23 protein-coding genes are annotated in these 22,433 nt (G+C 41.8%); 15 read left to right on the top strand and 8 right to left on the bottom strand.

Annotated features, from left to right (window positions below):
* Nucleotides 1-109 precede the first annotated feature (109 nt).
* Nucleotides 110-745 (bottom strand): glutathione S-transferase family protein, encoded by a 636-nt coding sequence (locus V7K67_RS05350; protein ID WP_334711366.1) that lies wholly within the window; start codon nucleotides 743-745, stop codon nucleotides 110-112.
* Nucleotides 746-971: 226 nt separating this feature from the next.
* On the opposite strand from V7K67_RS05350, the gene V7K67_RS05345 reads away from it, so the two are divergent.
* Together V7K67_RS05345 and V7K67_RS05340 are read left to right on the top strand one after the other, a co-directional pair.
* Entirely contained in the window at nucleotides 972-2,465 is a 1,494-nt protein-coding gene (locus tag V7K67_RS05345) for a cobyrinate a,c-diamide synthase (RefSeq protein WP_335165524.1), read from the top strand.
* A gap of 61 nt (nucleotides 2,466-2,526) precedes the next feature.
* Complete coding sequence (locus V7K67_RS05340; RefSeq protein ID WP_334711364.1) at nucleotides 2,527-2,736, top strand: hypothetical protein; 210 nt, start codon at nucleotides 2,527-2,529, stop codon at nucleotides 2,734-2,736.
* Nucleotides 2,737-2,792: 56 nt separating this feature from the next.
* On the opposite strand, the gene V7K67_RS05335 is transcribed toward V7K67_RS05340, so the two are convergent.
* Nucleotides 2,793-3,311 carry a Coq4 family protein gene (locus tag V7K67_RS05335; protein WP_334732924.1) on the bottom strand — a complete coding sequence of 173 codons (519 nt, stop codon included), beginning with the start codon at nucleotides 3,309-3,311 and terminating at the stop codon, nucleotides 2,793-2,795.
* Nucleotides 3,312-3,394: 83 nt separating this feature from the next.
* Nucleotides 3,395-3,907 carry a P pilus assembly/Cpx signaling pathway, periplasmic inhibitor/zinc-resistance associated protein gene (locus V7K67_RS05330; protein WP_334711362.1) on the bottom strand — a complete coding sequence of 171 codons (513 nt, stop codon included), beginning with the start codon at nucleotides 3,905-3,907 and terminating at the stop codon, nucleotides 3,395-3,397.
* 359 nt (nucleotides 3,908-4,266) lie between these two features.
* On the opposite strand from V7K67_RS05330, the gene V7K67_RS05325 reads away from it, so the two are divergent.
* The 3 genes from V7K67_RS05325 to V7K67_RS05315 all read left to right on the top strand — a co-directional run bounded on the left by V7K67_RS05325 (nucleotide 4,267) and on the right by V7K67_RS05315 (nucleotide 6,832).
* Nucleotides 4,267-5,532, top strand: a complete 1,266-nt coding sequence (locus V7K67_RS05325) for a sensor histidine kinase (protein WP_334732926.1) — start codon at nucleotides 4,267-4,269, stop codon at nucleotides 5,530-5,532.
* The gene (locus V7K67_RS05320; RefSeq protein WP_334732927.1) at nucleotides 5,532-6,185 is read left to right on the top strand and encodes a response regulator transcription factor; all 654 of its coding nucleotides are present in this window, start codon (nucleotides 5,532-5,534) and stop codon (nucleotides 6,183-6,185) included. Before V7K67_RS05325 ends, V7K67_RS05320 begins: the two co-directional genes overlap by 1 nt.
* Nucleotides 6,186-6,325: 140 nt before the next feature.
* Nucleotides 6,326-6,832 carry an O-acetyl-ADP-ribose deacetylase gene (locus V7K67_RS05315; protein ID WP_335165521.1) on the top strand — a complete coding sequence of 169 codons (507 nt, stop codon included), beginning with the start codon at nucleotides 6,326-6,328 and terminating at the stop codon, nucleotides 6,830-6,832.
* Nucleotides 6,833-6,866: 34 nt separating this feature from the next.
* Here V7K67_RS05315 and V7K67_RS05310 read toward each other — a convergent pair whose 3' ends face one another.
* A complete protein-coding gene (locus tag V7K67_RS05310; RefSeq protein WP_334711374.1) occupies nucleotides 6,867-7,292 on the bottom strand; it encodes a nucleoside deaminase in 426 nt (141 codons plus the stop codon).
* A gap of 88 nt (nucleotides 7,293-7,380) precedes the next feature.
* Here V7K67_RS05310 and V7K67_RS05305 point away from each other — a divergent pair, with 88 nt between their 5' ends.
* From V7K67_RS05305 to V7K67_RS34295, 5 genes are all read left to right on the top strand, one after another.
* Nucleotides 7,381-8,172, top strand: coding sequence for an ion transporter (locus tag V7K67_RS05305; RefSeq protein ID WP_334732929.1), 792 nt, complete (start codon nucleotides 7,381-7,383; stop codon nucleotides 8,170-8,172).
* Nucleotides 8,173-8,599: 427 nt separating this feature from the next.
* Nucleotides 8,600-9,472, top strand: a complete 873-nt coding sequence (gene fghA / locus V7K67_RS05300) for an S-formylglutathione hydrolase (RefSeq protein WP_334732930.1) — start codon at nucleotides 8,600-8,602, stop codon at nucleotides 9,470-9,472.
* A 169-nt stretch (nucleotides 9,473-9,641) separates the two neighbouring features.
* The gene (gene psb34 / locus V7K67_RS05295) at nucleotides 9,642-9,812 is read left to right on the top strand and encodes a photosystem II assembly protein Psb34 (protein ID WP_334732931.1); all 171 of its coding nucleotides are present in this window, start codon (nucleotides 9,642-9,644) and stop codon (nucleotides 9,810-9,812) included.
* Between the two features lie 684 nt (nucleotides 9,813-10,496).
* A complete protein-coding gene (locus V7K67_RS05290; RefSeq protein WP_334732932.1) occupies nucleotides 10,497-11,318 on the top strand; it encodes a COP23 domain-containing protein in 822 nt (273 codons plus the stop codon).
* A gap of 187 nt (nucleotides 11,319-11,505) precedes the next feature.
* On the top strand, nucleotides 11,506-11,634 hold the full coding sequence (locus tag V7K67_RS34295; RefSeq protein ID WP_442943755.1) for a hypothetical protein: 129 nt from the start codon (nucleotides 11,506-11,508) through the stop codon (nucleotides 11,632-11,634).
* Nucleotides 11,635-11,691: 57 nt separating this feature from the next.
* Here V7K67_RS34295 and V7K67_RS05280 read toward each other — a convergent pair whose 3' ends face one another.
* Both V7K67_RS05280 and pip read right to left on the bottom strand, forming a co-directional pair.
* Nucleotides 11,692-12,972: an MFS transporter gene (locus tag V7K67_RS05280; RefSeq protein ID WP_334711353.1), complete on the bottom strand. Its 1,281-nt coding sequence runs from the start codon at nucleotides 12,970-12,972 to the stop codon at nucleotides 11,692-11,694.
* Nucleotides 12,973-13,234: 262 nt separating this feature from the next.
* Complete coding sequence (gene pip, locus V7K67_RS05275; protein ID WP_335165518.1) at nucleotides 13,235-14,173, bottom strand: prolyl aminopeptidase; 939 nt, start codon at nucleotides 14,171-14,173, stop codon at nucleotides 13,235-13,237.
* Between the two features lie 193 nt (nucleotides 14,174-14,366).
* Here pip and V7K67_RS05270 point away from each other — a divergent pair, with 193 nt between their 5' ends.
* The 3 genes from V7K67_RS05270 (at nucleotide 14,367) to V7K67_RS05260 (ending at nucleotide 17,041) form a co-directional block, all read left to right on the top strand.
* Nucleotides 14,367-15,491 carry an FUSC family protein gene (locus V7K67_RS05270; protein WP_334732933.1) on the top strand — a complete coding sequence of 375 codons (1,125 nt, stop codon included), beginning with the start codon at nucleotides 14,367-14,369 and terminating at the stop codon, nucleotides 15,489-15,491.
* 220 nt (nucleotides 15,492-15,711) lie between these two features.
* Complete coding sequence (gene sipA, locus V7K67_RS05265) at nucleotides 15,712-15,954, top strand: regulatory protein SipA (protein ID WP_334732934.1); 243 nt, start codon at nucleotides 15,712-15,714, stop codon at nucleotides 15,952-15,954.
* Between the two features lie 529 nt (nucleotides 15,955-16,483).
* The gene (locus tag V7K67_RS05260; RefSeq protein ID WP_334732944.1) at nucleotides 16,484-17,041 is read left to right on the top strand and encodes a peroxiredoxin; all 558 of its coding nucleotides are present in this window, start codon (nucleotides 16,484-16,486) and stop codon (nucleotides 17,039-17,041) included.
* A 38-nt stretch (nucleotides 17,042-17,079) separates the two neighbouring features.
* Here V7K67_RS05260 and modA read toward each other — a convergent pair whose 3' ends face one another.
* The gene (gene modA, locus V7K67_RS05255) at nucleotides 17,080-17,874 is read right to left on the bottom strand and encodes a molybdate ABC transporter substrate-binding protein (protein WP_335165516.1); all 795 of its coding nucleotides are present in this window, start codon (nucleotides 17,872-17,874) and stop codon (nucleotides 17,080-17,082) included.
* A 94-nt stretch (nucleotides 17,875-17,968) separates the two neighbouring features.
* Between modA and V7K67_RS05250 the strand changes: the two genes are divergently transcribed.
* Nucleotides 17,969-18,412, top strand: a complete 444-nt coding sequence (locus tag V7K67_RS05250) for a TOBE domain-containing protein (protein WP_334711348.1) — start codon at nucleotides 17,969-17,971, stop codon at nucleotides 18,410-18,412.
* A 372-nt stretch (nucleotides 18,413-18,784) separates the two neighbouring features.
* Here the strand turns inward: V7K67_RS05250 and V7K67_RS05245 are convergent, their stop codons facing one another.
* Complete coding sequence (locus V7K67_RS05245) at nucleotides 18,785-19,753, bottom strand: TauD/TfdA dioxygenase family protein (RefSeq protein ID WP_334711347.1); 969 nt, start codon at nucleotides 19,751-19,753, stop codon at nucleotides 18,785-18,787.
* A 1,037-nt stretch (nucleotides 19,754-20,790) separates the two neighbouring features.
* On the opposite strand from V7K67_RS05245, the gene V7K67_RS05240 reads away from it, so the two are divergent.
* Nucleotides 20,791-22,383 (top strand): glycosyltransferase family 39 protein, encoded by a 1,593-nt coding sequence (locus V7K67_RS05240; RefSeq protein ID WP_335165514.1) that lies wholly within the window; start codon nucleotides 20,791-20,793, stop codon nucleotides 22,381-22,383.
* The last annotated feature ends 50 nt before the right edge of the window (nucleotides 22,384-22,433 follow it).

Here is a 22,433-nt window from a genome sequence, read left to right as displayed (position 1 = left end):
CAATCAGAAACCAACTAGCCCCCAGTCGGGTGGAAGTTTTCGCTAATTTCGCCAATTTAGTATTCCCCCAGGCGACACCTAATCAACATGAGGATTTACTTTCCCCGAATTATTGAAACGAGAAGTCATATTTGCCTCCACGCTCAAGGGCGCGTTTGTAAGCAGGTCGCGTCTGAATGCGATCGACAAATTCTTTCAGCTTTGGCCAGTTCTGAACTTCTTCTTTTTGCATAGCGACTACTTCCAGGGGAAAGCTCATTTGGATATCGGCGGCGGTAAATTCTTCGCCTGCAAACCAGGTATTTTTACGGAGTTCACTTTCTATGTAGTCAAAGTGAAGTTTTATTTGAGGGGTGACGAATCCGCTAACCACGCTGCTGTCTCCCGCCCCGAAATTATCCAAGACCAGCCGCATCACCAGCAGGGGCATTGCCGAGCCTTCAGCGTAATGTAGCCAATATGTATAGCGCAGATGCTCCGGCGTACCGGATGCTGGGACTAGCTGACCATTACCGTAGCGATTAACTAGGTATTCGATAATCGCACCCGACTCAGCAATCGTCAAATCTCCATCTGTGATTACTGGTGACTTGCCGAGGGGATGGACTTGGCGCAGCGATTCTGGTGCCATCATCGTCTTTGGATCGCGTTCATAAAATTTGATCTCGTATTCGATACCTAATTCCTCCAGCAGCCACAGCACACGCTGCGATCGCGAGTTGTTGAGATGATGCACGGTTATCATAAAACGTTCCTTTTCTAGTAGCTTATTGCTATCTAATCTCCAACCATATTATTAAACAGACTTTTTCAGCCTAACTCACCTAATTGGCTGGTTTTCTTGTTTCCAATTGGTATAAGTTTGAGTTAGTTGGTTTGAGAAACTGGTGTATCTGCTTTTGCAAAAGCGACATAGACGCACAGTTAACAGTCAAAATAGTTGCTGCATAAAAACCTAATTTGTTTCATTTATGGCTTTAGTCATTGCCGGGGAACGTAGTGGGGTAGGCAAGACAACAGTCACCCTGACCCTTTTAGCATCTTTACGCCGTCGCGATCGCCTGGTGCAATCTTTCAAGGTAGGCCCAGACTACATTGATCCGATGTTTCATCAACACGTAACTGGTCGTGCTTGTCGCAATTTAGACCCCGTGCTGACTTCTGAAGCCTACATTCAGCAATGTTTTGCCCATCATAGTCAACTGAGTGAATATGCCCTCGTGGAAGGGGTGATGGGGTTGTTTGATGGAGTTTCGCATACTCTGCGGGAAGGCGTACCCCTACGGGGAAGCAAGCTACGCGTAGCGTCTCGTAGAGAAGCGCCTACGTCATTTGTAAAAGACAAAGGACTAATGACTAATGACAAAGGACTAATGACTGACTTTGCGAGTACGGCACACATTGCGCGGCTTTTAGATTTGCCTGTGGTGTTGGTGATTGATTGTAGTCGCCTTTCTGGTTCTGTCGCTGCGATCGCTCACGGCTATCGATCTTTTGATCCCCGAATTAAAATAGCTGGGGTAGTATTAAATCGCGTCGGGAGCGATCGCCATCTCTCTCTCCTCAAAGATTCCCTAGAACCTTTACAATTACCCATTCTCGGCGTACTGCGGCGTCAAGATAACATTGCAATTCCCGATCGCCATTTGGGTTTAGTACCCACAGCCGAACTTCCCGAACTCAACACTTTAATCGATCGCCTCGCCGATTTAGGAGATACTTGCTTCGACTGGCAACGCTTATTACCTTTATTAAAATCAAAACCTCTCCCCTCATCCCCCCCATCCCCCCCATCCCCCTCATCCCCAGTTAAAATTGCAGTAGCACGCGATCGCGCTTTTAATTTCTACTACCAAGACAATCTCGATTTGCTGCAACAGCTTGGCGCAGAACTGGTTTTCTGGAGTCCCTTAGAAGATCCTGACATCCCAAAAGATATCCAGGGAATGTATTTTGGCGGTGGTTTCCCGGAAGTTTTTGCCCAGCAACTGGCAAAAAATACCAGCGTTCGCGATGCAGTGAAAATGGCAATACTTAGAGGAATGCCCACAATTGCCGAATGCGGCGGATTGATGTATCTATGTGAGCAAATTATCGATTTTGAGGGTAAATCTTGGTCAATGGCGGGAGTTTTACCGACATCTGCTGTGATGGGTGGGCGTTTAACTTTGGGGTATCGTCGTGCAGTAGCTTTGCAAAATAATCTGTTAGTAAAGGCAAATACAACTGTTTACGGACATGAGTTTCATCGTTCCCATTTAACCTTAACTCCCACTCAGCCCCTATTTGAAACTTATCGCTACGATTGTGACGAAAATATGGGATACGAGGGATGGGGTTTGCCTGCAAATGTTCATGCCTCTTATGTTCATCTGCATTGGGGAGAAAGTGTAGAAATTCCCCAGCAGTTTCTTAAAGAATGTCTGAAAGTAGCATCTTTGATGGCTTTGATTATTCAGTATTGAGCAAATTTCGGGGACGACTAATTAGGGGAGGGAGGGAAAATCAACTGCTCGATATCATGCTTTGTCAGGGTATGCAGTACATCTGACTGAAACCTGTGATGAAGACTTACCTTGCTTGATTACCAATGTTGAGACAACACCTGCTACCACCTTTGATGGTGACCTCAAAAGTTTTGCTATTGATTGGCAAGCTCAATCATGTACCTGTCCTGCTGGCAATACCAATGTTGAAGTCTTTTCAATTACTCGTGAGGGGCATAGGAATAAATAGGGAAAGGGAAAGGGGATGAAGTTTTTCCCCTTTCCTCATCTTCTGCAAGAAGTCTATTAATTTTTGATTATGGAAAACACTGCCTGGACATCAGTCAAGGGTAAGTGCCAGAGTAATTCTGGTTGCCAAGTATCTGGGTCAAAGTGGGAGTGACAACCGCGTTGGTATGCTTCCCAAAGTCTGTCCCAGCTAAATTGTTGTCGAGAATTTAGGTTTTTATGAATGACTCGCAACAGTCCTAGCCCTAGCATCAAGTTAGTTATGCTAAATTTGGTTCCTAATAAAAATGCCTGTACTTCTGCTTCACCAATGAAGTCTGTGTCATAGCCTGTAAGGACGTGAACCCCATCATGGAGTTGTTTACGGCGGCTACCTGTAGTAAAGGATTTTAAATTGTGTTCAGTGAGGAAGTCTGCCCAAGTTCTGCCAAAAGTGCCAGTAGAGAGGAAACGCAATTTCTCTATTTCTACAATTTGGGGAACATCTCGCCCCTGTGCTTTAGCGATGCGATCGAGTATATCTAAAACTTGTTGCAGACGAGGAGCCGGATTTTGGTAAGCAGTGAGTGGTTGCATTATAATCTCATAATCTATTTTGGAATGAGATGGGCAATGTTGCCCATCTCAGACTTATGAAATATTTTTTGAAAGGCTGGATATTATCCAGGAGTTCTTTGTTGATGATTTTGATGCAATTGCTGTATTTGTTGCTGCTGTGCGGGGGTTAAGACTGCTTTAATCTGTTGTCTTTCTGACTTCTTCAGTGCTTTTATTTGGTCTTTCTGTGCTTGACTCAGATTTAATTTAGCAAAAATACCTCCTCCATGACGATGATGACGATGCTGACCTGTTTGTTGACCTGTTTGTTGACCTGTTTGACCCTGAGCCTTACGCTCTTGCCACGCCGCCTTACGCGCTTGTTTCGCTGCCTCAAACTGTGCTTTTTGGGCTGGGGTGAAAACTGTATTTTCAATTTGCTGCCAGGTCTGTTGGTGAATGTCCTTAATTTGGGATTCTTGTAAAGATGATAGATTCAAATCTTTCCAGGGGCCATGTCCTTGTGCAAGTAACACAGGTGAAGGAGAGGCTGTTTGGGCGTGAACGGCAAAGGAGGTTGCAGTTAAAGTTAAGGCGATCGCTCCAGCAACTAGCGATAATACTTTTAGTTTCATTACTTATCTCGTGGGTTTTTCCTGGTTGGATGCCACTATCATAAGAACTTATCTTTAGTAGTTACATGAGGAGAAAGTCATGGTTATACCCATGACTAAAGTCATGATTGAATTTTGACAAATATGATTGACAATAAATAGTTAGGAGCGGGGAGTGGTAAGTTAAGAGTTTGGAGTGATTTTCCAAATAATTTAGGATTGCTATAAATCTTTCTTTAGATGATCACCTCATGTTTTGATGTCCTGTATTTAATCTTAATTCCTCAGTCAGCGAAAAGTTTAAACTCCGAAAATTGCTGCTCAATTTTCATTCAGACATCTGAACTATTAACTCATTCATAACTGGAGTAAAGCGATTGATGAGTCGTCAAATTCAAATTAATAAACATCCTTTTCCATCTCTGCTTTATCTGGAGTGGACACTATTAGCGATCACTGCATTGACAGCCGTGATACCACCTCCGTTACGGCAATTTCGTCCTAAGAATCCAGAACTATCGATTTGTGGTGTATTTCCAGAATTGTCAGTTTGTAGTATATTACCAGAACTGTCAATTTATAGTCTGATTATTTTTGCAGTAATGGGCTTAAGATTACCCAGGAGTAACCAGATAAATAAGGTTATCTACGTAACTGTTGAAATTCTATTGATTTTAACAACTGGACTTTTTGGTGAGAGGTTTGCTCGGCTTTTTCCCTTTCTCTACATAATTTTAGTTACTCGTAGTTGTCTAATTTTTCAGTTGCCTGGGCGTTTATTCGTTACAACTTTATCATTTAGCTTATTTCTGGTGACGACACAACTCAAATACCAGTTATTCAATTTTCAAGCATCACCACAAGCACAAGAACGATATCGATTTTTGATTTTGAATTCGTCCCTGGTATTTGGCTTAAGCTTGGTTTTTGTTTTGTTAATGATGAATGCAGTATTATCTGAACGGCATAGTCGAGAAAAGTTGGCGATCGCTAATGAAAAGCTCCGTCAATATGCGATGCGAATTGAGAATCAAGCTACTTTAGAAGAACGTAACCGAATTGCTCGTGAAATTCATGATTCATTAGGACATTCTCTAACTGCTTTAAATCTGCAATTAGAAACTGCTTTAAAACTATGGCAATCTAACCCAGGTAAGGCTGAAACATTTCTCGCAACCGCGAAGGAATTAGGTTCAAAAGCGCTAAAAGATGTCCGCCAATCTGTTTCTACTATGCGTTCTAATCCCTTACAAGAACAATCTTTAGAACGAGCGATCGCTAGTCTTTCAGAAAATTTTTATCGCTCAAACGGGATTTTACCAATTTATCAAATCAACCTAGAATATTCTCTACCACCTGAAATCAATACCGCTATTTACCGGATTACTCAAGAATCTTTGACAAATATATCTAAATATGCTGATGCAACGGAGGTTAAACTAGAACTCACGAGGACAAAAGGTAATTTGCGATTGATAATTCAGGATAATGGTAAAGGTTTTGATTTAGGGCAAAATACTACTGGTTTTGGACTTCATAGTATGCGCGATCGCACTTTAGCACTTGGAGGTAACTTTAATATTAATAGCGCTCTTGGTTGTGGTTGTAAAATTATAGTTAATATTCCATTAGCAAGGTTGACATAATGATTAAAGTGTTGCTGGTAGATGACCAAAGTTTAATTCGTCAAGGATTAAGGGCGTTATTGGAACTAGAACCAGATTTAGAGATAGTTGGAGAAGCAGAAAATGGTGAACAGGCGATTGATTTGGTTGCGAAATTTCAGCCAGATGTAATCTTACTAGATATCAGAATGCCAATTATGGATGGAGTTGCAGCTACGCGAGAGATTCAAAAACGTTTTCCCACAAGTAAGATTTTAGTACTAACAACTTTTGATGATGATGAATATGTGTCAGCAGCTTTGAAACATGGAGCAATGGGTTATTTATTAAAAGATACACCATCAGAAGAATTAGCTGTTGCTATTCGTGCTGTTCATAGAGGATATACTCACTTAGGCCCAGGTATAGTCAAAAAGCTGCTGACTCAATTTTCTCATGTTGCACCAACCCAGTCACAGCCTGTACCATCTAGTTTAGCTGAACTTACTCCTAGAGAAAAAGAGGTTTTGCGGTTAATTGCTACAGGCGCTAGTAACCGAGAAATTGCTCAGGAACTTTACATTTCTGAGGGGACGGTGAAAAATCATGTTACAAATATTTTAAACAGATTGAATTTGCGCGATCGCACCCAAGCTGCTATTTGGGCAAATACATATTTATCCTATTTGAATTAGCCGAGATAAATTAGGCATTAATAAAGTAGACAAAAAATGATTGAATAAATCAGAAAAAATTAGGCGATCGCTAGAAATTGTAAACCTACCATTATTTGCGTCTACATAATACAATCGTAGGATGTAGATTAGTCTTGATTATGCTTAATTGTTTTATGGAAGTGATTTTGGGTGATATCACAAAACTAGAAGTTGATGCCATCGTCAATGCTGCAAATACTAGTCTACTTGGGGGTAGCGGCGTAGATGGAGCGATACACAAGGCATCTGGATCAGACCTAGTTGATGAGTGTAGGTCACTTAGAGGATGTAAGATTGGCGATGCTAAACTAACCAAAGGATATCGCTTACCCGCAAACTTTATCATTCATACCGTAGGCCCAGTATGGCGAGGAGGTAATCACGGAGAACCTGAACTTCTAGCCCAATGTTACTATAAATGTATGCAAATTGCCGCAGATAAAGAGTTTAATAGTTTGGCATTTCCTTGCATTAGTACTGGGATTTATAAATATCCTAAAGCTTTAGCGGCTGAGGTGGCAGTGAAAATATGCGATGAACAGCTACAAAAGAATGGTTGTCCACAAAGAATAATTTTTTGCTGCTATGACCCAGAAAACTATGAGATATATACAAACATATTATGACTTACACATTGAGACAATTGAGTTTTTTGATAGCCTATTTAAATAACTCCAAACATTCATTTTTCAAAACGCCTTTTTTAACTTTGATGTTCCTAAATGACTTGGATATTACCTCTTCAGAAGATATATTAATTTGTGATTGATTTACACTTATTAAATCTTGAATTGAAGCACCATATACAATTTCTGATAAACCACTCCAAACACAAGCCGTTGCACACATTGGACAAGGTTCACCAGTTGTATATATGCTATAACCTTCTAAAGAGGGGTTTTTAAGTTTAGCTGTTAAACTACGAATAACGTTAATTTCTGCATGGGCTGATGGATCGTTGTCTCTCCTCACAGTATTATGAGCTACAGCTACGACTTCGTTATCTTTAACAATCACGGCACCGTAAGGCGCATCGCCTTCTTTTGCTTCTGCCAAAGCTAAACGCATAAAATATTCTGGGTTCATATAAGCTGGGGTTAACATAAGGATAATGATTAATAATATCGTATTTCTAATGCTATAACTGGAAATTAAGATGTATTAATGGTCGAATATGTTACTGAGCAGACAAGAAACAGAGTTTTACTTAAAAGACCTAGAAACACCAATCGGTAAAGTAATTAATTTAACACTTGCCTCTTTGGTGCTAATATCATCAGGAATTTTTGTGGCAGAAACATATAATATTCCTGATTATATGCGGTTTGAGTTAAATGTCGCTGATACTGCGATCGTCATCATCTTTGCGGTGGAATATTTGCTCCGTCTCTGGAGTGCGGAAAATAAAATTAAGTATATTTTTAGCTTTTATTCGATTATTGACTTAATGGCGATTTTACCATTCTTTCTCGGAATGGTAGATATTAGTTTTATCCGCCTACTAAGATGGTTTCGGATTTTACGATTAATTAGATTTATTGATAGAAAGTTTTTATTCGCCAGTATCAGCACCGAAGATGGCATGATTTTTGCGCGAATATTATTTACATTATTTGCAATTGTTTTTATTTACTCTGGTTTAATTTATCAAGTCGAGCATCCAGTTAATCCTCAAAATTACGGTACATTTTTGGACGCCTTTTATTTCTCTGTTGTCACCATGACAACTGTTGGATTTGGCGATGTTATTCCAATTTCTGAATTAGGACGCTTGCTTACAGTATTGATGATTTTTACAGGAATTGCACTGATTCCTTGGCAAGTGGGAGATTTAATTAAGCGAGTGGTGAAAACTGCTAATCAGGTAGAAACAGTTTGTGTAGGTTGTGGTTTGGCTTTCCACGATCTAGATGCTGGGTTTTGTAAAAGGTGCGGGACTAAGTTACCTAGTCGTAGGGTTGATTGAGATGCGATCGCACCCCGGATTTGATCGGGTTCCATGTAGAGATCCTCTTAGAGGTTGTTTGAAAAGTCTAATTTCTGACTTGCCTCGGCGATTAGAAAGACACTGTTGGTCAACTCTTGATGGGTTAGACCCCAATACTGCGTAGGTTTTGGAATTTCTTGGTTGAGGCAAGCTGTTCAATAGCCGGGGGAGAAATGGAGGCTGGCGTTGAGTTTTGCTTCCCCTGCCTCCCCTGCTTATCCGAGCAGTATTGGGTTAGACCCCCTATTAATTCGCCAACAGAGTCATTCTATTCGCCCAATACTTTTCAAACATCCTCTTACTGCTCCAATTTACTGCAAATATGCAACGCTGCATTTCACTCACATTTGCATCACATTGCTGTTAAGTTCTGCTAATTTCGTTGTCAAATAAGAGAATATAATTAATGCCTAACCTCAACCTCATTTCAGAATATAAAAGCTTTGGTGGCAAACTCGGTTTTTACAGTCATCACTCCTCCACCTGTAACGGGGAAATGCGCTTTACCATCTATCAACCACCACAAGCAACTCAAAATCCTGTGCCGATTCTCTATTTTCTCTCTGGTTTAACTTGCACGGAAGAGAATTTTATGGCGAAGGCGGGAGTGCAGCGCTTGGCGGCTGAGTACGGTTTGATAGTGGTTGCACCAGATACTAGTCCGCGTAATACTGGCATTGCAGGTGAGGATGATGACTGGGACTTTGGCACTGGTGCGGGCTTTTATGTTGATGCTACAGAGGAACCGTGGCGTGAACACTACCAAATGTATAGTTATGTCGTCCAGGAATTACCTGCTTTAATTACCGCCAACTTTCCTACCCAACCTGAAAAACAAGGTATTTTCGGTCATTCGATGGGGGGATATGGGGCGCTAGTCTGTGCATTGAGAAACCCAGAACTCTATAAATCAGTATCAGCTTTTGCACCAATCACTGCACCTATGCGTTGTCCTTGGGGTAAAAAGGCTTTCAGTGGTTATCTGGGCAGCAATCAAGAAAGTTGGCGTGCTTATGATGCTAGTGAATTAGTCAAGCAAGTAGGGTATCATAGCTCGATCCTTATTGACCAAGGAACTGCTGATAAATTTTTAGCTGAACAACTGCTACCAGAGGTATTTGAGCAAGCTTGTGCGGATGTTAACCAGCCGCTAAACTTGCGTTACCAAGAAGGCTATGACCACAGTTATTATTTCATTGCCAGTTTTATTGAAGATCATATCCGCCATCATGCGATCGCTTTTAAACAACTAGACCAGAAAAAAGGAATTCAGATTTGATACTTTTATTAATTTTTATAGCCTTTAGAAATGGAAGCGAGGTTTTCCAGATCCCGTGATAAGTTACCTTTATGAATACTATTAGTCTTTTTTTTGTCAAGCTCTGTTGACGATTTGTAACAAAATAGTTATATTTGGTTATATAAGTTAACAAGGAAGAGAAAAAACTATGTATACCACCATTAACGAAGACGGCATTCTCAACAACTACGCAGCTGAACCCCAGATGTACTACGCTGAGTACCCAGCAATTTGGGAGCAACGTAAATACGTTTTACAGGGTCTTTTTGCCACTTTAATCGTCACCACTTTAGTTTTGGTTGGTTTGAGCGTTAGCTAGGATTTTTCGATTTCAGTATCGCTGTATCTCATCGTCAATCTCACTTCTCGACTTACCTCGGCTAATTTAGCTGGGGTTTTTTGCGTTTTGTAAGAAGAATTCAGGAGCGGAGCCGGAGACGCTCCGCCTCCGGTCAGAATTCAGTTAGCGAGTATTCGTACCCTTACAGGGAAGCAAGCAAGCTACGCTTTTAGCGTCTTGTCTGAATATTGGTTTCAAACCAAGCTGAATTGTGGACGAAAGCAAATTCAAACTTCTTTGACTCCTTTTTATGCATCCCAAACGACAGCTTACTTGCATGGCAAGCTTAAAATAGTGCATTAGACGTAGCAACCCAACATCCTGAAATATATTTGTTGGCTTTGGCAAAGCCTCCACCCAACCTACAATTTTTTTGCAATATTTTAGCCTTGCCACACCACTACTAGTCTGTCAATAAATAATTAATTGATGGATAAATTCCTTGTAGAGACGGCGATTTATCGCTTCTCTCTAACCGTCAAAATGAATTTGACAGACTACTAAAATGGGGGCATCATGCAGACATTCAAGCACGGGTGAAAAAGCTACTCGAAGAGAAAAAAGTAAGAGAAGAAAAAAATAGCGTTTTTGATGAATCAAAAAACAAAATTATTCGTCACTTAAACTATCAATTCCCTACCGATTTATACTGGAGGATGATTTATGCCATCACAACTGCTGAGATTTATGTCTTTGGGTATTCTTGGTTTATCTTTGTGTCTGAGCAATTCCGCAGCAATGGCGCAATCCGATACTAGTGATAATGGTGTAATAGTGCCAACAGTACCATCAGATGGGACATCTTCACCAGTCCCAATAGACACATCGACAGGTATACCATCTTCACCAGTCCCAATAGACACATCAACAGGTATACCATCTTCACCCTCAGCCAACACTACAACTCGGTTTACCTGTCAGTCTTATAATGGTCAGTACACTGTCATGTATCAGCCACAAAGTCAACCAGGACAATTCTTTCCTTGGGCTGCACCTGCGGCTTTGGGTGGTGGTTGGGATGCACAAAAGCGTTGTGCAGCAATTGCCAGTCGTTTAGAACTTTATCGCCCAGATGGTTTACAAGAACTTCAGACAGCTGTCGAAAATAACGAAAATATCGTCTGCGTTACAACTGAAGCGAATCCAACCTGTAGAATTGTGCTGACAGTCCCGCGTGGGAAAGATCCTTATGTTATCCGCAATAGCATTTTTCAGAACTTGACTACTGCTGACAGTGGACAACAGACTATAGCCGTTAACACTTATGGCGATCGCAGTAGTGGAAGCAACGAATTATATAATTTAGGACGCACACTTCTAGGCAGTGGTAATAATCGGATTAGTTCATCTCGAAGTGGGATTAATCTCAAACCTTTCCTCGATCGCCAAGATGGAGGTACTGGAAACAATTTAGGAAGGGGAGTAGCAATTCGTCGTCAGTCTCAGCCTAATGACGCTCGTCTAAATCCTAGTAATTTCCGGTAAACAAGAGTAGCTTCTAATACAAAATGACTTTCAATTGAAGGAGGCAGGAGGTAGAAGGCAGGAGGCAAGCTACGCTTTTAGCGTCTCTTAGAGAGTGTCATTTTGAATTTTGAATTGATTTCTCCTCTGCCCCTTCCGCCTATTTGTATCAACTTTTATCAACTTTAAAGTGAAATGGTATAACGGGGTGGTTTCACTTTTAAGTAAGAGTGAAGCGATCGCACTTCTGGATATAACCACCACAGCAAAGCTACCTGAATCGCCAAACATATCAAAGCAAGTGGTGTTAAGGCTTTCGCAAAGTCTAGATAACTAATGCCAAGAAGGAACCGATCAGAATGTTCTAATGAGATATCGCAGAACTACCATTGCTCTATTCCCTAAATGTAGCAAGCTCCGACTGAGAGCTTACTGGATAGGCTGTAGATTTAGTTTCGGGCATGAAAAACCAAAAGAAAGCCAAGGCAGCCGCTGCGATCGCTGCCATACTTAAAAAGCTAGCGTTGTAGCCAGCAGATTTTGCCACAAAACCAGCCAAGGAATTACTGAGGGATGCACCAATGCCAACAGCAGTTCCAATTGCTCCCTGTGCCAGATTAAAGTGTCCTGTTCCCTTAGTCAAATCGGCAATTACCAAAAGCTGCATCACACCAAAAATTCCTGCGCCTACCCCATCTAATAATTGCACTGACACCAGGAAGAAAGGATTATCACTGAGGGTATACAGCACGCCGCGAATCGGTAACACCAGAAACGCTAGCAGAAAAATCGGTTTACGCTGATCCTTACTTGCCCGTCGTCCTACCAAAATTCCCAAAGGAATCATCACCAATTGAGCAGTGACAATGCAGGCAGACATAAATAAAGGCGGACTACCGCCTTTATGGTGAGCCAGTACTTCACCTACCAAGGGTAGCATTGCAGCATTGGCAAAGTGGAACAGCACTGCACAGATGGCAAAAATCAGTAGACGGCGATCGCTCAATAGCGTTGTAAACTTAGAAACATTAACTTTTTCTTTCCTATCTTCCCATATCTCCTTGCTTTCTTGATCGTCACCCCCTCTTGCTAGCCGATAGTTAATGTCCTGTTTGCGAATCTTTAAGGCGCAGAAAATCACTGCAACTGACATCAGGGCGATAAAGTAGAAGATGCCTGCCTGAGTCACAAAATAGCCGATCAATCCTGCCACGATGGCTGCTATTACATTTCCAGAAGAACTGAGAGTCTGATTGCGCCCAAGGCGATACTCAATTCCCCCTCGTCCAACTAATCCTAGAGAAATTGCTGCGATCGTGGGGCCAAAAAATGCTCCAGCAATGGCGCTGAAGGATTGAGATATTGTAATGATCGGAAATGATGGGATCGTCACAGTGGCAATTGAACTGATGGCAATTAACACAGCAGCGATCATAATTAGCGATCGCTTCTGGCGTAACCGATCAACTAATGCTCCAATGGGTGTTTGAGCAATTACCCCTGTCAATCCTGAAATCGTCATTACCAATCCTACCTGAGCAGGGTTCCATTGCAGACTTGAAGTTAGGTAAACCACTAAAAACGGGCCGACACCGCCCTGAATATCTGCTAAAAATACATTTAACCAATCGAGTGCTTTCAGGCTTTGTTGATGAGTCACCGAACGAGTAACCATATCTTGATTTACTAAACTTCACAAAGTTGGACTATACAGCTTTAAGTGCAAAAAGCGTGCCAATTACGAAAAATCAGCTGTAGTTCTATCTAAAGAAGTAAGGTGGTTCCATACAACGAGAGAAAAATAATAATGATTTGTAGAGGGTGGAAAAAAATGGATAACTAACAAGCATGAATCTCGTCGAACAATTGCAGCAAGTCCCAGACTGTATGCACATTCGGAGACGAAGTAGAATTCTGGTAAAGATTACCTAACCGAATTAAATATTATCTGTTGCCTCAATTAAAGCACTGCAAATTCCTGGTTCACTCATCGAATGCCCTGCGTCAGGAACCACTATAAATTCGGCTTCTGGCCAAGCTTGATGTAATTCCCAAGCTGATATCATTGGGCAGACTACATCATAGCGTCCCTGAACAATTACAGCCGGAATATGGCGGATGCGGTCTACATTTAAGAGTAATTGATCCTCTGTTTCCAAAAATCCTTCATTCATAAAGTAATGGCATTCAATCCGAGCGAAAGCGGAAGCAAATTCACTCTCGCCAAATTTTTGCATGAGTTCTGGATCTAAGAAAAGTCTACTGGTACTACCTTCCCAAATTGACCAAGCACGCGCTGCTGTTAATTGAATTTCTAAATCTGGACTGGTCAAGCGTTTGTAATATGCTGCAATCAGATCATCACGTTCATCTACGGGAATTGGTTTGAGATATTCTTCCCAAGCATCAGGAAAAATATAGCTAGCACCCTCTTGATAAAACCATCGCAACTCTTTTTGCCTCAGCATGAAGATCCCACGCAGAATTAATGCTGTGCAGCGAGAGGGATGGGTTTGACTGTAGGCTAATGATAAAGTGCTACCCCAACTTCCACCGAAGACTGCCCACTTTTCTATACCTAAATGTTGACGCAGTTTTTCGATATCACTGACTAAATCCCAAGTGGTGTTTTCTCGTAATTCCGCATGAGGAGTACTTTGACCACAACCGCGCTGGTCAAACATTACTAATCGCCATTTTTTGGGGTGGAAATATTGCCGATAAAAAGCTGGACATCCGCCACCAGGTCCCCCATGCAGCAAAACGATGGGTTGACCTTGGGGGTTCCCTGACTCTTCAAAATGAATGGTATGAAGATCGGAAACCTGTAAGCTACCTTCTAAGTAAGGCTCAATTGCTGGGTAAAGTTCTCGCATTTTAGATATTCTATCAGTAATATTGTCATCGCGATCGCTTGTCTTTATGAAACAACTTCAGTCTCTTCACGTCAACGCCTGGGTAAGGCTAAAACACTTGTAGGGTAGGCATTTGAGCTTAAGTTAACACCAATGGGCAATACCGTGTCCCTACGAGTGTGCGGCTTGCATCAATCAAATAAACCCGATACCTATGATACAACCCTCCAACGGTCTTCGACCTAAACAGCGATCGCCTCAGCAAAAAATCATCACCGCATTGCAAACTTGGGCTGCTACTCCCGATGGCATCTCAACGATTTTGCTAGCCAAAATGGCATTCAAAATGGCAGTAGCATCGGCAATTTCTTTTGAAGTTGCTCAGGCATTGCGATGGCAGTATCCTTTTTATGCAGCGATCGCCGCCATCATTGTGATGTCATCTACTCATGGCAGCACTTTGTTATTAGGAATTCAACGAATAATTGGCACCGTGATTGGTGCTACGGGTGGAGCCATGTTTGCGGTTGTACTGGGTACTAATTTTTGGTCACTGGGAATAAGTGTATTTTTAACCATCTTTCTGACTTCCTACTGGAAATTCAATGAGGCGGCAAAATTGGCGGGGTATGTGTCAGCGATCGTGATTTTGAGTCACAGCCAATCGCCTTGGCTGTACGCTTGGGGTCGTTTTCTCGAAACTCTCTTGGGTATTGCTGTGGCGCTGTTGGTGAACAACTTTATTTTTCCTGCCTCTGCTGGAGTAGAACTGAGGCGTTGTTTGTCACAAACGCTAACTGATTTAGAAGAGTTTTATGAGTTAGTTGTGGACTCTGCCTTTACAGGAAACTACGATCGCCCCCGTGTAGATGAGTTAAAAACCAGTATCATTAGTTCATTTATTAAGGGGCGATCGCTATGGCAGGAAGTCAGGCGGGGACAGACAAATGAACCGCCAGAAAAACGCGTCAATGAAGCTTGGGAGTTTCTCATCCGCCGGATTTGGGAACACATCTTGACAATGGAACATACCGTACTTGCTAGACAGCAGGATACTTTCTGGCAAATTCTCTCACCTCAAATTACTCAACTGGCAGAAGAAACTCAAAGTGCAATGCTCACCCTAGCAACCGCAGTCAAATCGCACCAGCCTAGTTTATCTCTGTCAGGAATAGAAGTTGCCCTTGCCAATGCTACAGAGCAATTAAATCGCCTGGGAGAAATTAAGCAGCAAGATTACCCAATGGATGAGCTACTCCGATTTTTCACATTCTTCTACACGATGGAAGAGGTGGGGAGAAAACTGCAAAGAATGGCAGGTACGCTAATGAGCATTTAAGTTGCATAACACCAGGGATAGAGCCGCTTACTACAAGCGAATCAGTCTGGAAAAATGAATGACGATTAGCTGACGCTGATTAATTAGGGACTGACAAATAAAAAAATGTCCCAAAACTGGCTTAATACCCCGCTAACGGATTTTGTTCAATACCCAATTTAGTAGACTTCCAAGCTAGTTATGATTTATGAGTTAATTCAAAACTCCCTGCTTGATTAAGATGTCTAAAGAATTCGCAATTGGTAGTAAAGTCCGAGTTGTGGCGCTACCAGCCTACGTCAAAACTGCTGAACCTATGCCCATGCTACGCCCCCCTAATGTAATTCACATTGGCGAAGAGGGTATAGTGATTGACCGTAGACCCGGTGGATATTGGGGTATTCGCTTTGCTAGAGGAGCTTTTCTCCTAGATAATCAATATATCGAAAGCACAGATACCTTTCCAGAATCTCAATTAGATTGACCTCTCCCGATCCTCTAGTGGGTAAAATCTTTAAGGTACAGAGGTGAAACATACTTAGACTTTTTAGGTACTTGTTTAAAAGTCGCCGTCGGTGCTAGGGAGACTTCAAAAACGCCTGTGGAGAACTTATAAGACAAGCGAGCAATACTGCGTAGGTTTTGGAATTTCTTGGTTGAGGCAAGGTGTTCAATAGCCGGGGGAGAAATGGAGGCTGGCGTTGAGTTTTGCTTCCCCTGCTTCCCCTGCTTATCCGAGCAGTATTGAGACCTGGAGGAATTCAGGCACAGATCGTTGAAGCAGGAATCACGCGACAACAAGAGTCGTGTGAGGTTCAAAGTCTAGCACTTAAAAGTTAAAGGGAATGTAGGCTAAAGCCTACCGTACCGTCTTTCATCCCCTTATCTATTGAACGGAATACATTGCGTAGCAATTTTTCCTCCGGGGCTTTCAGACTCCCGTCTGTTTTTTGTAAGATTTCTCGCAACCAAGAATTGTAAACTTATGTAAAGTTGTGATTCTGGTTTATACCATGATTTCCCGCCGCACTTTTTTAAGCATATTATTTGCCAGCTGTGTATCTGTGATCAGCTGGCTGAATTTTACCCCTGCTGCTGATGCTCTTGGTGGTAAACTTCCTGCAATTAATCAACCAGCACCAGAGTTTACTTTGCCAACCAACACAGGTGATGGTAAAATATCCCTTTCTGACTTGCGTGGTAAATGGCTAGTCCTGTACTTTTATCCTAAAGACTTCACTTCTGGTTGTACTATAGAGGCTCGTCGTTTTCAGCAGGACTTACCCCAATACCTCGAAAAAAATACCCAAATTATTGGCGTTAGTGCCGATGACATTGATTCTCACGCCAAGTTTTGCGATTCAGAGGGGCTAAAATTCCCCCTGTTAGCTGACACTGATGGTTCAGTGAGTAAAGCTTATGGTTCTTGGCTCGGCTTTTTATCTATGCGCCATAGTTTTATCATCGATCCTCAAGGCGTCTTGCGCGAGACTTTTGTCAAAGTCAACCCAACCATTCACAGTTCAGAAGTCCTGGCACGACTAGAAAAATTACAATCCACAGCTTCTTAGACCTCAGTTAACCAGACAAGGGGCTTAAGCCCCTTGTTTTAACGCACAATAAACCCATATTTTTTGAGTATATTTTTGGCATCACTACCAGATAGAAACTGAACAAATTCCTTAGCAGCAGAAGTATTTTTACTGCTTTTAATTATTGCTACTGGATAGACAATTGGTGAGTGAAACTTATCGTCAGCAGCAACTACGACTTTTACCTTATTGGAAATTTTGGCATCAGTGGCATAAACTAAACCCGCTTCGGCGTTACCACTTTCTACTGCTGCCAAAACTTGACGCACGTTGTTAGCAAAGACCAATTTTGACTTGACGCGATCGTAAATTTTCAATTTCTTTAAGACTTGCTCCCCATATTGACCAGCGGGTACACTTCTGGGTTCACCGATCGCAATTTTTTTAATCTTACTATCTGTTAAATTGTAGAAGCTAGTGATGCCAACAACATCCTGAGCCACAATCAAGACTAGACGATTATTTGCTAAGTTAGTACGGCTACCAGGTAGCAACAGTCCTTTTTCTTCTAAAGCATCGACTTGCTTTTTGCCGGCAGAAATAAATATATCCGCTGGCGCACCTTGCTCAATCTGTTGCTGCAATGCACCAGAAGCCCCAAAGTTATAACTAATATTGATATTTGGTTTACTTTGTTGGTACAAAGGCTTAATTTCTTCCATCGCCTCTTTTAAGCTGGCAGCTGCGGATACGAGTATGTTGGTGTTTGACTGTGCTATTACAGGAGAAGGAGTAACTAACGGTAAACCAATTGCTAACAGCAAGCCAGCAACTACTATACCTAGAAAACCAAAAATTTGTCTTCTTTTCATAGAAAATGTGTTTGAAAGGTTTCTTCCATAAAATTGATGCTAGGTAAAATAGTAGCAAATATACCAACAGCTAACCAACTATATCGGTAAAAATATGCCTAGAAAAGAACAAGGGTGGGTCACATTCCAAACCTCAGAAGAAGAGCGAAAGATTTTAGAAGAGTTTTGCGGCCAGTCTCAGCGAACCAAGACCGAGATTCTTCGGGAACTGGTACGTGGTCTTAATCAACATTCTTCACCATCAAATTCGCTACCAAGTATAAATACAGAAGAGGAAGAGGTATACACTCAAATACCTGAGATCGAAATTAGTATTCAAAAGAAACCACTCAAAGTTAGCTCCCGCAATATTCTCAAGGGTGTTGTTAAGCGAGTTGTCACTGGAGCCGTTAATAGTGAGGTGACGCTGGAGATTGTTCACAAAGTTGAGTTAACTTCGATTATCACCAGAGTATCGGTAGAAGAGTTGGATTTGTCTGAAGGGAAAGAGGCTTATGCCGTTATTAAGTCCAACGATATAGTTATTGCCAGGGAATAGGCTGTGGTGATGTCTCTGGACAACTCAGCATTGAGTAGGGTGAAATATCTGGTTTGTTCTCAGCAAAAAAATTGTAGTATAGGCTCTGCATAACCCAACATATATCAGGATGTTGGGTTGCGCTTCGCTCCACCCAGCCTACGTCTAATGCACTATTTTTTTGCTTGCCACGCCAGTAGGGTGAAATATCTGGTTTTTTCTCAGCGTTCTCTGCGCCTATGCGGTTTGAAAGTAATTTATTTAACCGCATGAGTACAGAGAAAACAGAGAGAAGAGAATCCCACGGCTTTTTATGAAAACGAGCGAACACAGAAGCATATCGCTAGATAAACGATGTTTTCATAGCCGTGGGATGAGTTACCACTCTGTAGTTTATGAAAGCGCTGGTACCGCTTCCAAATTCTCGGCTTTCTTCTTCAAGATAGTTGGTAATTCGCTACTGAAGGCTTCACCTTCAACCACTTGCGATCGGAAACCATCGGGCCCAACTGGAACGTCACCTGTGATGGTAGTGCGATAGAGTACACGCTCAACTTCCACATGATCCAAATCCTGAGGGGCCAAATGCGAGGTAGCGCGGTTATCCCAGAAGGCGATGTCTCCGTTGTTCCAACGGAAGCGGGTGGTGTAGGCAGGCTTGGTGATCTGGTTGAAGAACAACTCAAGCAGCAGGTCGCTCTCTTGTCGTGATACGTCAAGAATGTGCGAGGTGAAGCCAGGGTTAACATACAATGCACGCTCACCAGTCTCAGGATGAACCCGAACCACTGGATGGATTGAAACCAGCGGATTGGCTGCGATGCGCTGGGCAATCTTGCTGTTGCTGGGCAAATTCAAACGCGCATTGAAGCGATGTTCGGCTTTCAAGGTGTCTGCAAGCGCCCGTAGGGGTGCTGACAGACCTTCGTAGGCTGCAACTAGATTTGTCCACTGTGTATCACCACCGAAACTGGGCACGTTAACCGCACGCAAAATCGACGCAGCAGGCGGGTTGACAACTGCTGTCACATCAGTGTGCCAGCGGCTCTCGTAGCTGGAACGGCGCAGACCATTGCGCCGCTCGTAACGACTGCGGTCAATGGGTAGAATTTCTGAAAAGCCTTCAATTGGCTCATCTTCATGGGGATGTGCGTAGGTAACTTCGCCGAAACGAGATGTGAAAGCAATCTGTGCCGCATGATCGATGTTTTGACCGCGAAAGAAGACAACTTTCCACTTCAATAGTGCTTGACGAATTTCTTTGACTGCATCATCGTGCAAAGGGCGCGACAAATCTACGCCGCTAATTTCGGCACCGATGAAACCGGCTACCTGTTTGACTTCAATGTGTTTGTTGCTCATGTCAATTCTCCAGAGTTTGATCTATGGGAAGCGATCGCACTCGTCGGTTTACTCTGGGATGTTGCTTGTATTCAAATGGCTACATACCAAAGGAAGCGATCGCATCTGAAAATAATATCATACTGTAAATCGATCAATTTACCGTAGTATTTAATTACCATATTGTAGCCTACCAGAACAATAGTTGATTTTGTCAGGGTAAGGGCAAGTTAAAATAGACCCACAAGTACCATATAGTTAGGGATTCCAAAAATTGCTCCTTGGGTTTCCCGTACTCTGCGATCGCATTTCGCCAAATTGAAGAAGAATTCAGAAGTCAGAATGAAGACGCTCGTGACGCTCGATAACTCGCTTGCCGCTGGCGCTATCGCTCTTAGCGTCTCCCCGAATCACATTGGGAGAGGCTAACGCCAAGGGAGAAGACTCGCTTGCCGCCGGCGCTATCGCATGATTGCGTCTCCCCTTCTCTACGAGACGCTACGCCAAGGGAGAAGACAAAGGCTTAGCTACGCTATCCACCAGTCGCACAAAATTCATTCTGTACATGGATAGCGGGGCGTTTAGCCCATTCTGGCTCCTGACTCCTGAATTCTGTTTCGATAACCCATACCCTCTAGCTTGAAAGTGCTGAGTGCTATCCATGTACAGCACTGTTTCGGTCACTAACTATACATGTCCAGAGTTTAGTCAAGGGGATGCTTTGACCTTCATTTGTGGTGAGTGCCTTTTTGTTAAAACTTACGAAAATTCCACAAGTAGCGTCTTTGTGTTGCTTGCTACTCGCAGGCAGATTGATAGTATTTTCATATAAACTTTATGAAATATTTTTATTTTCAACACAAGTATTTCATATCTTGATTAACTTATACTATACGATGACAAGTAAACAATTATATTTATTATGGGATCTTGTTGCCAAAAGCTGCAAAACCCTTGAAACTCATTCTGTAGATATAGGAGACTTTTACTTCTCTGGGGATCAAAGGTAATAAAACTTTGCCACCATTTATTAAGGCTTTGAGGATATTAAAAACTGCATGAAAAAGCAATTGTCACAGAACTGGATTATTTCTAAATCTGGGTTACAATTTTTAATCATTATCCTATTAGTAATAGGCATATTTTTTCGCTTCGTCAATATTGACAAAAAACTTTATTGGGGTGATGAAGTTTTCTCATCTTTACGCATATCTGGCTATATGCAGTCAGAAATGGAAGAGCAGTTAGATAATGGTCATTTGTTCAGCATAGAAGATTTGCATAAATATCAGTATCCTAATCCTGAAAAAAACGTAATTGATACACTTAAAGGGGTTGTTTTAGAAGACTCGCAGATTTTGCCATTATACATCTTGATAGCCCGATTTTGGGTAGAGTGCTTTGGCAATTCTGTAGCCGTGACCAGAAGTTTTTCGGCATTCATTAGTCTGCTCACCTTTCCTTGTATTTATTGGCTATGTCGAGAATTATTTAAGTCTTCACTAGTAGGGTGGGTAGCCATTGCGTTGGTGGCTGTTTCACCTATTCATGTGGTGTATGCACAAGAAGCGCGAGCATACAGTTTATGGATAGTAGCCATATTAATATCGAGCGTAGCACTGCTGCGAGCTATACGCCTGAAAACAAAGGTTAGTTGGTGCATTTACACGGCAACATTGATACTAGGGTTTTATACTCATGTATTTTTTACCTTGGTTGCTTTTGCACAGGGAATTTATGTACTTGCAATCGAACGCTTCCGATTGAGTAAAACATCGATTTATTACCTGATATCATCGCTTGCAGGATTTATAACTTTTGTACCTTGGATTTGGATTATTTATACCAATCCTCAGCCAGCAGCAGTAGCTTGGACAAATGCTAAACAAACATTACTTGGGTCAATTGAAAGGTGGGCTGGCATCTTTAGTCGGACGTTTCTTGATGTAGGTATTAGCCCTATCGATCCAGGAAGAATTAAGATTCTCTTAATTCCTTTTATTTTAATTATTTTAGCTCTAATCAGCTACTCAATTTATTTTCTCTGTCGAAGAACCTCTAAAGAAGTTTGGTTATTTGTCTTAACCTTGATTGGATCTGTAGCGCTTCCTCTACTAATAACGGATTTTATCCTGGAAAAACGATATGCTACTAGTCGATATACACTTCCCTCAGTTTTAGGTATACAGTTGGCTGTTGCTTACCTATTTACCACTAAAATCACGTCTATCTCTACTAAAGTTTGGCAAAAACAGCTTTGGTCACTTGTAGCATTTATGGTAATTACGGGCGGATTTATATCTTGTATATTCCACTCTCAAGCCCAAATTTGGTGGAACCAATTCCCTGAAAAATACCAAGAATTTCCTAAAATTGCTAATATTATTAGTCAAGGTAATAAACCGCTTATAATTAGTGATGAGAATAACTTACTTCCACCAATACAAATACTTGGTCACTTAGTTGATTCAAAAGTGCAATTTCAAATTGTCAAAGAAAATCAAGTACCAGAGATTACTAATGGCTTTACTGACGTATTTGTATTCTTGTACGAGCCATCTGACTTCTTAAAAGCTGGAATTGAAAAAGTTTATCACTCAAAGTTACAGCAGGTAGACAACTTTCTCTGGAAAATAACAAAGCCTAATTAAACCAAAAATAAGGGTACATCTAGCGCTTGCCAGACTGGAATGTGGAACCT

Origin of the sequence: Nostoc sp., assembly GCF_036917155.1 — a bacterium.
Lineage (GTDB): Bacteria > Cyanobacteriota > Cyanobacteriia > Cyanobacteriales > Nostocaceae > Nostoc.
The sequence above is the reverse complement of the archived record's forward strand: the minus strand, read 5'-3'. Positions and strand labels throughout refer to the sequence as shown.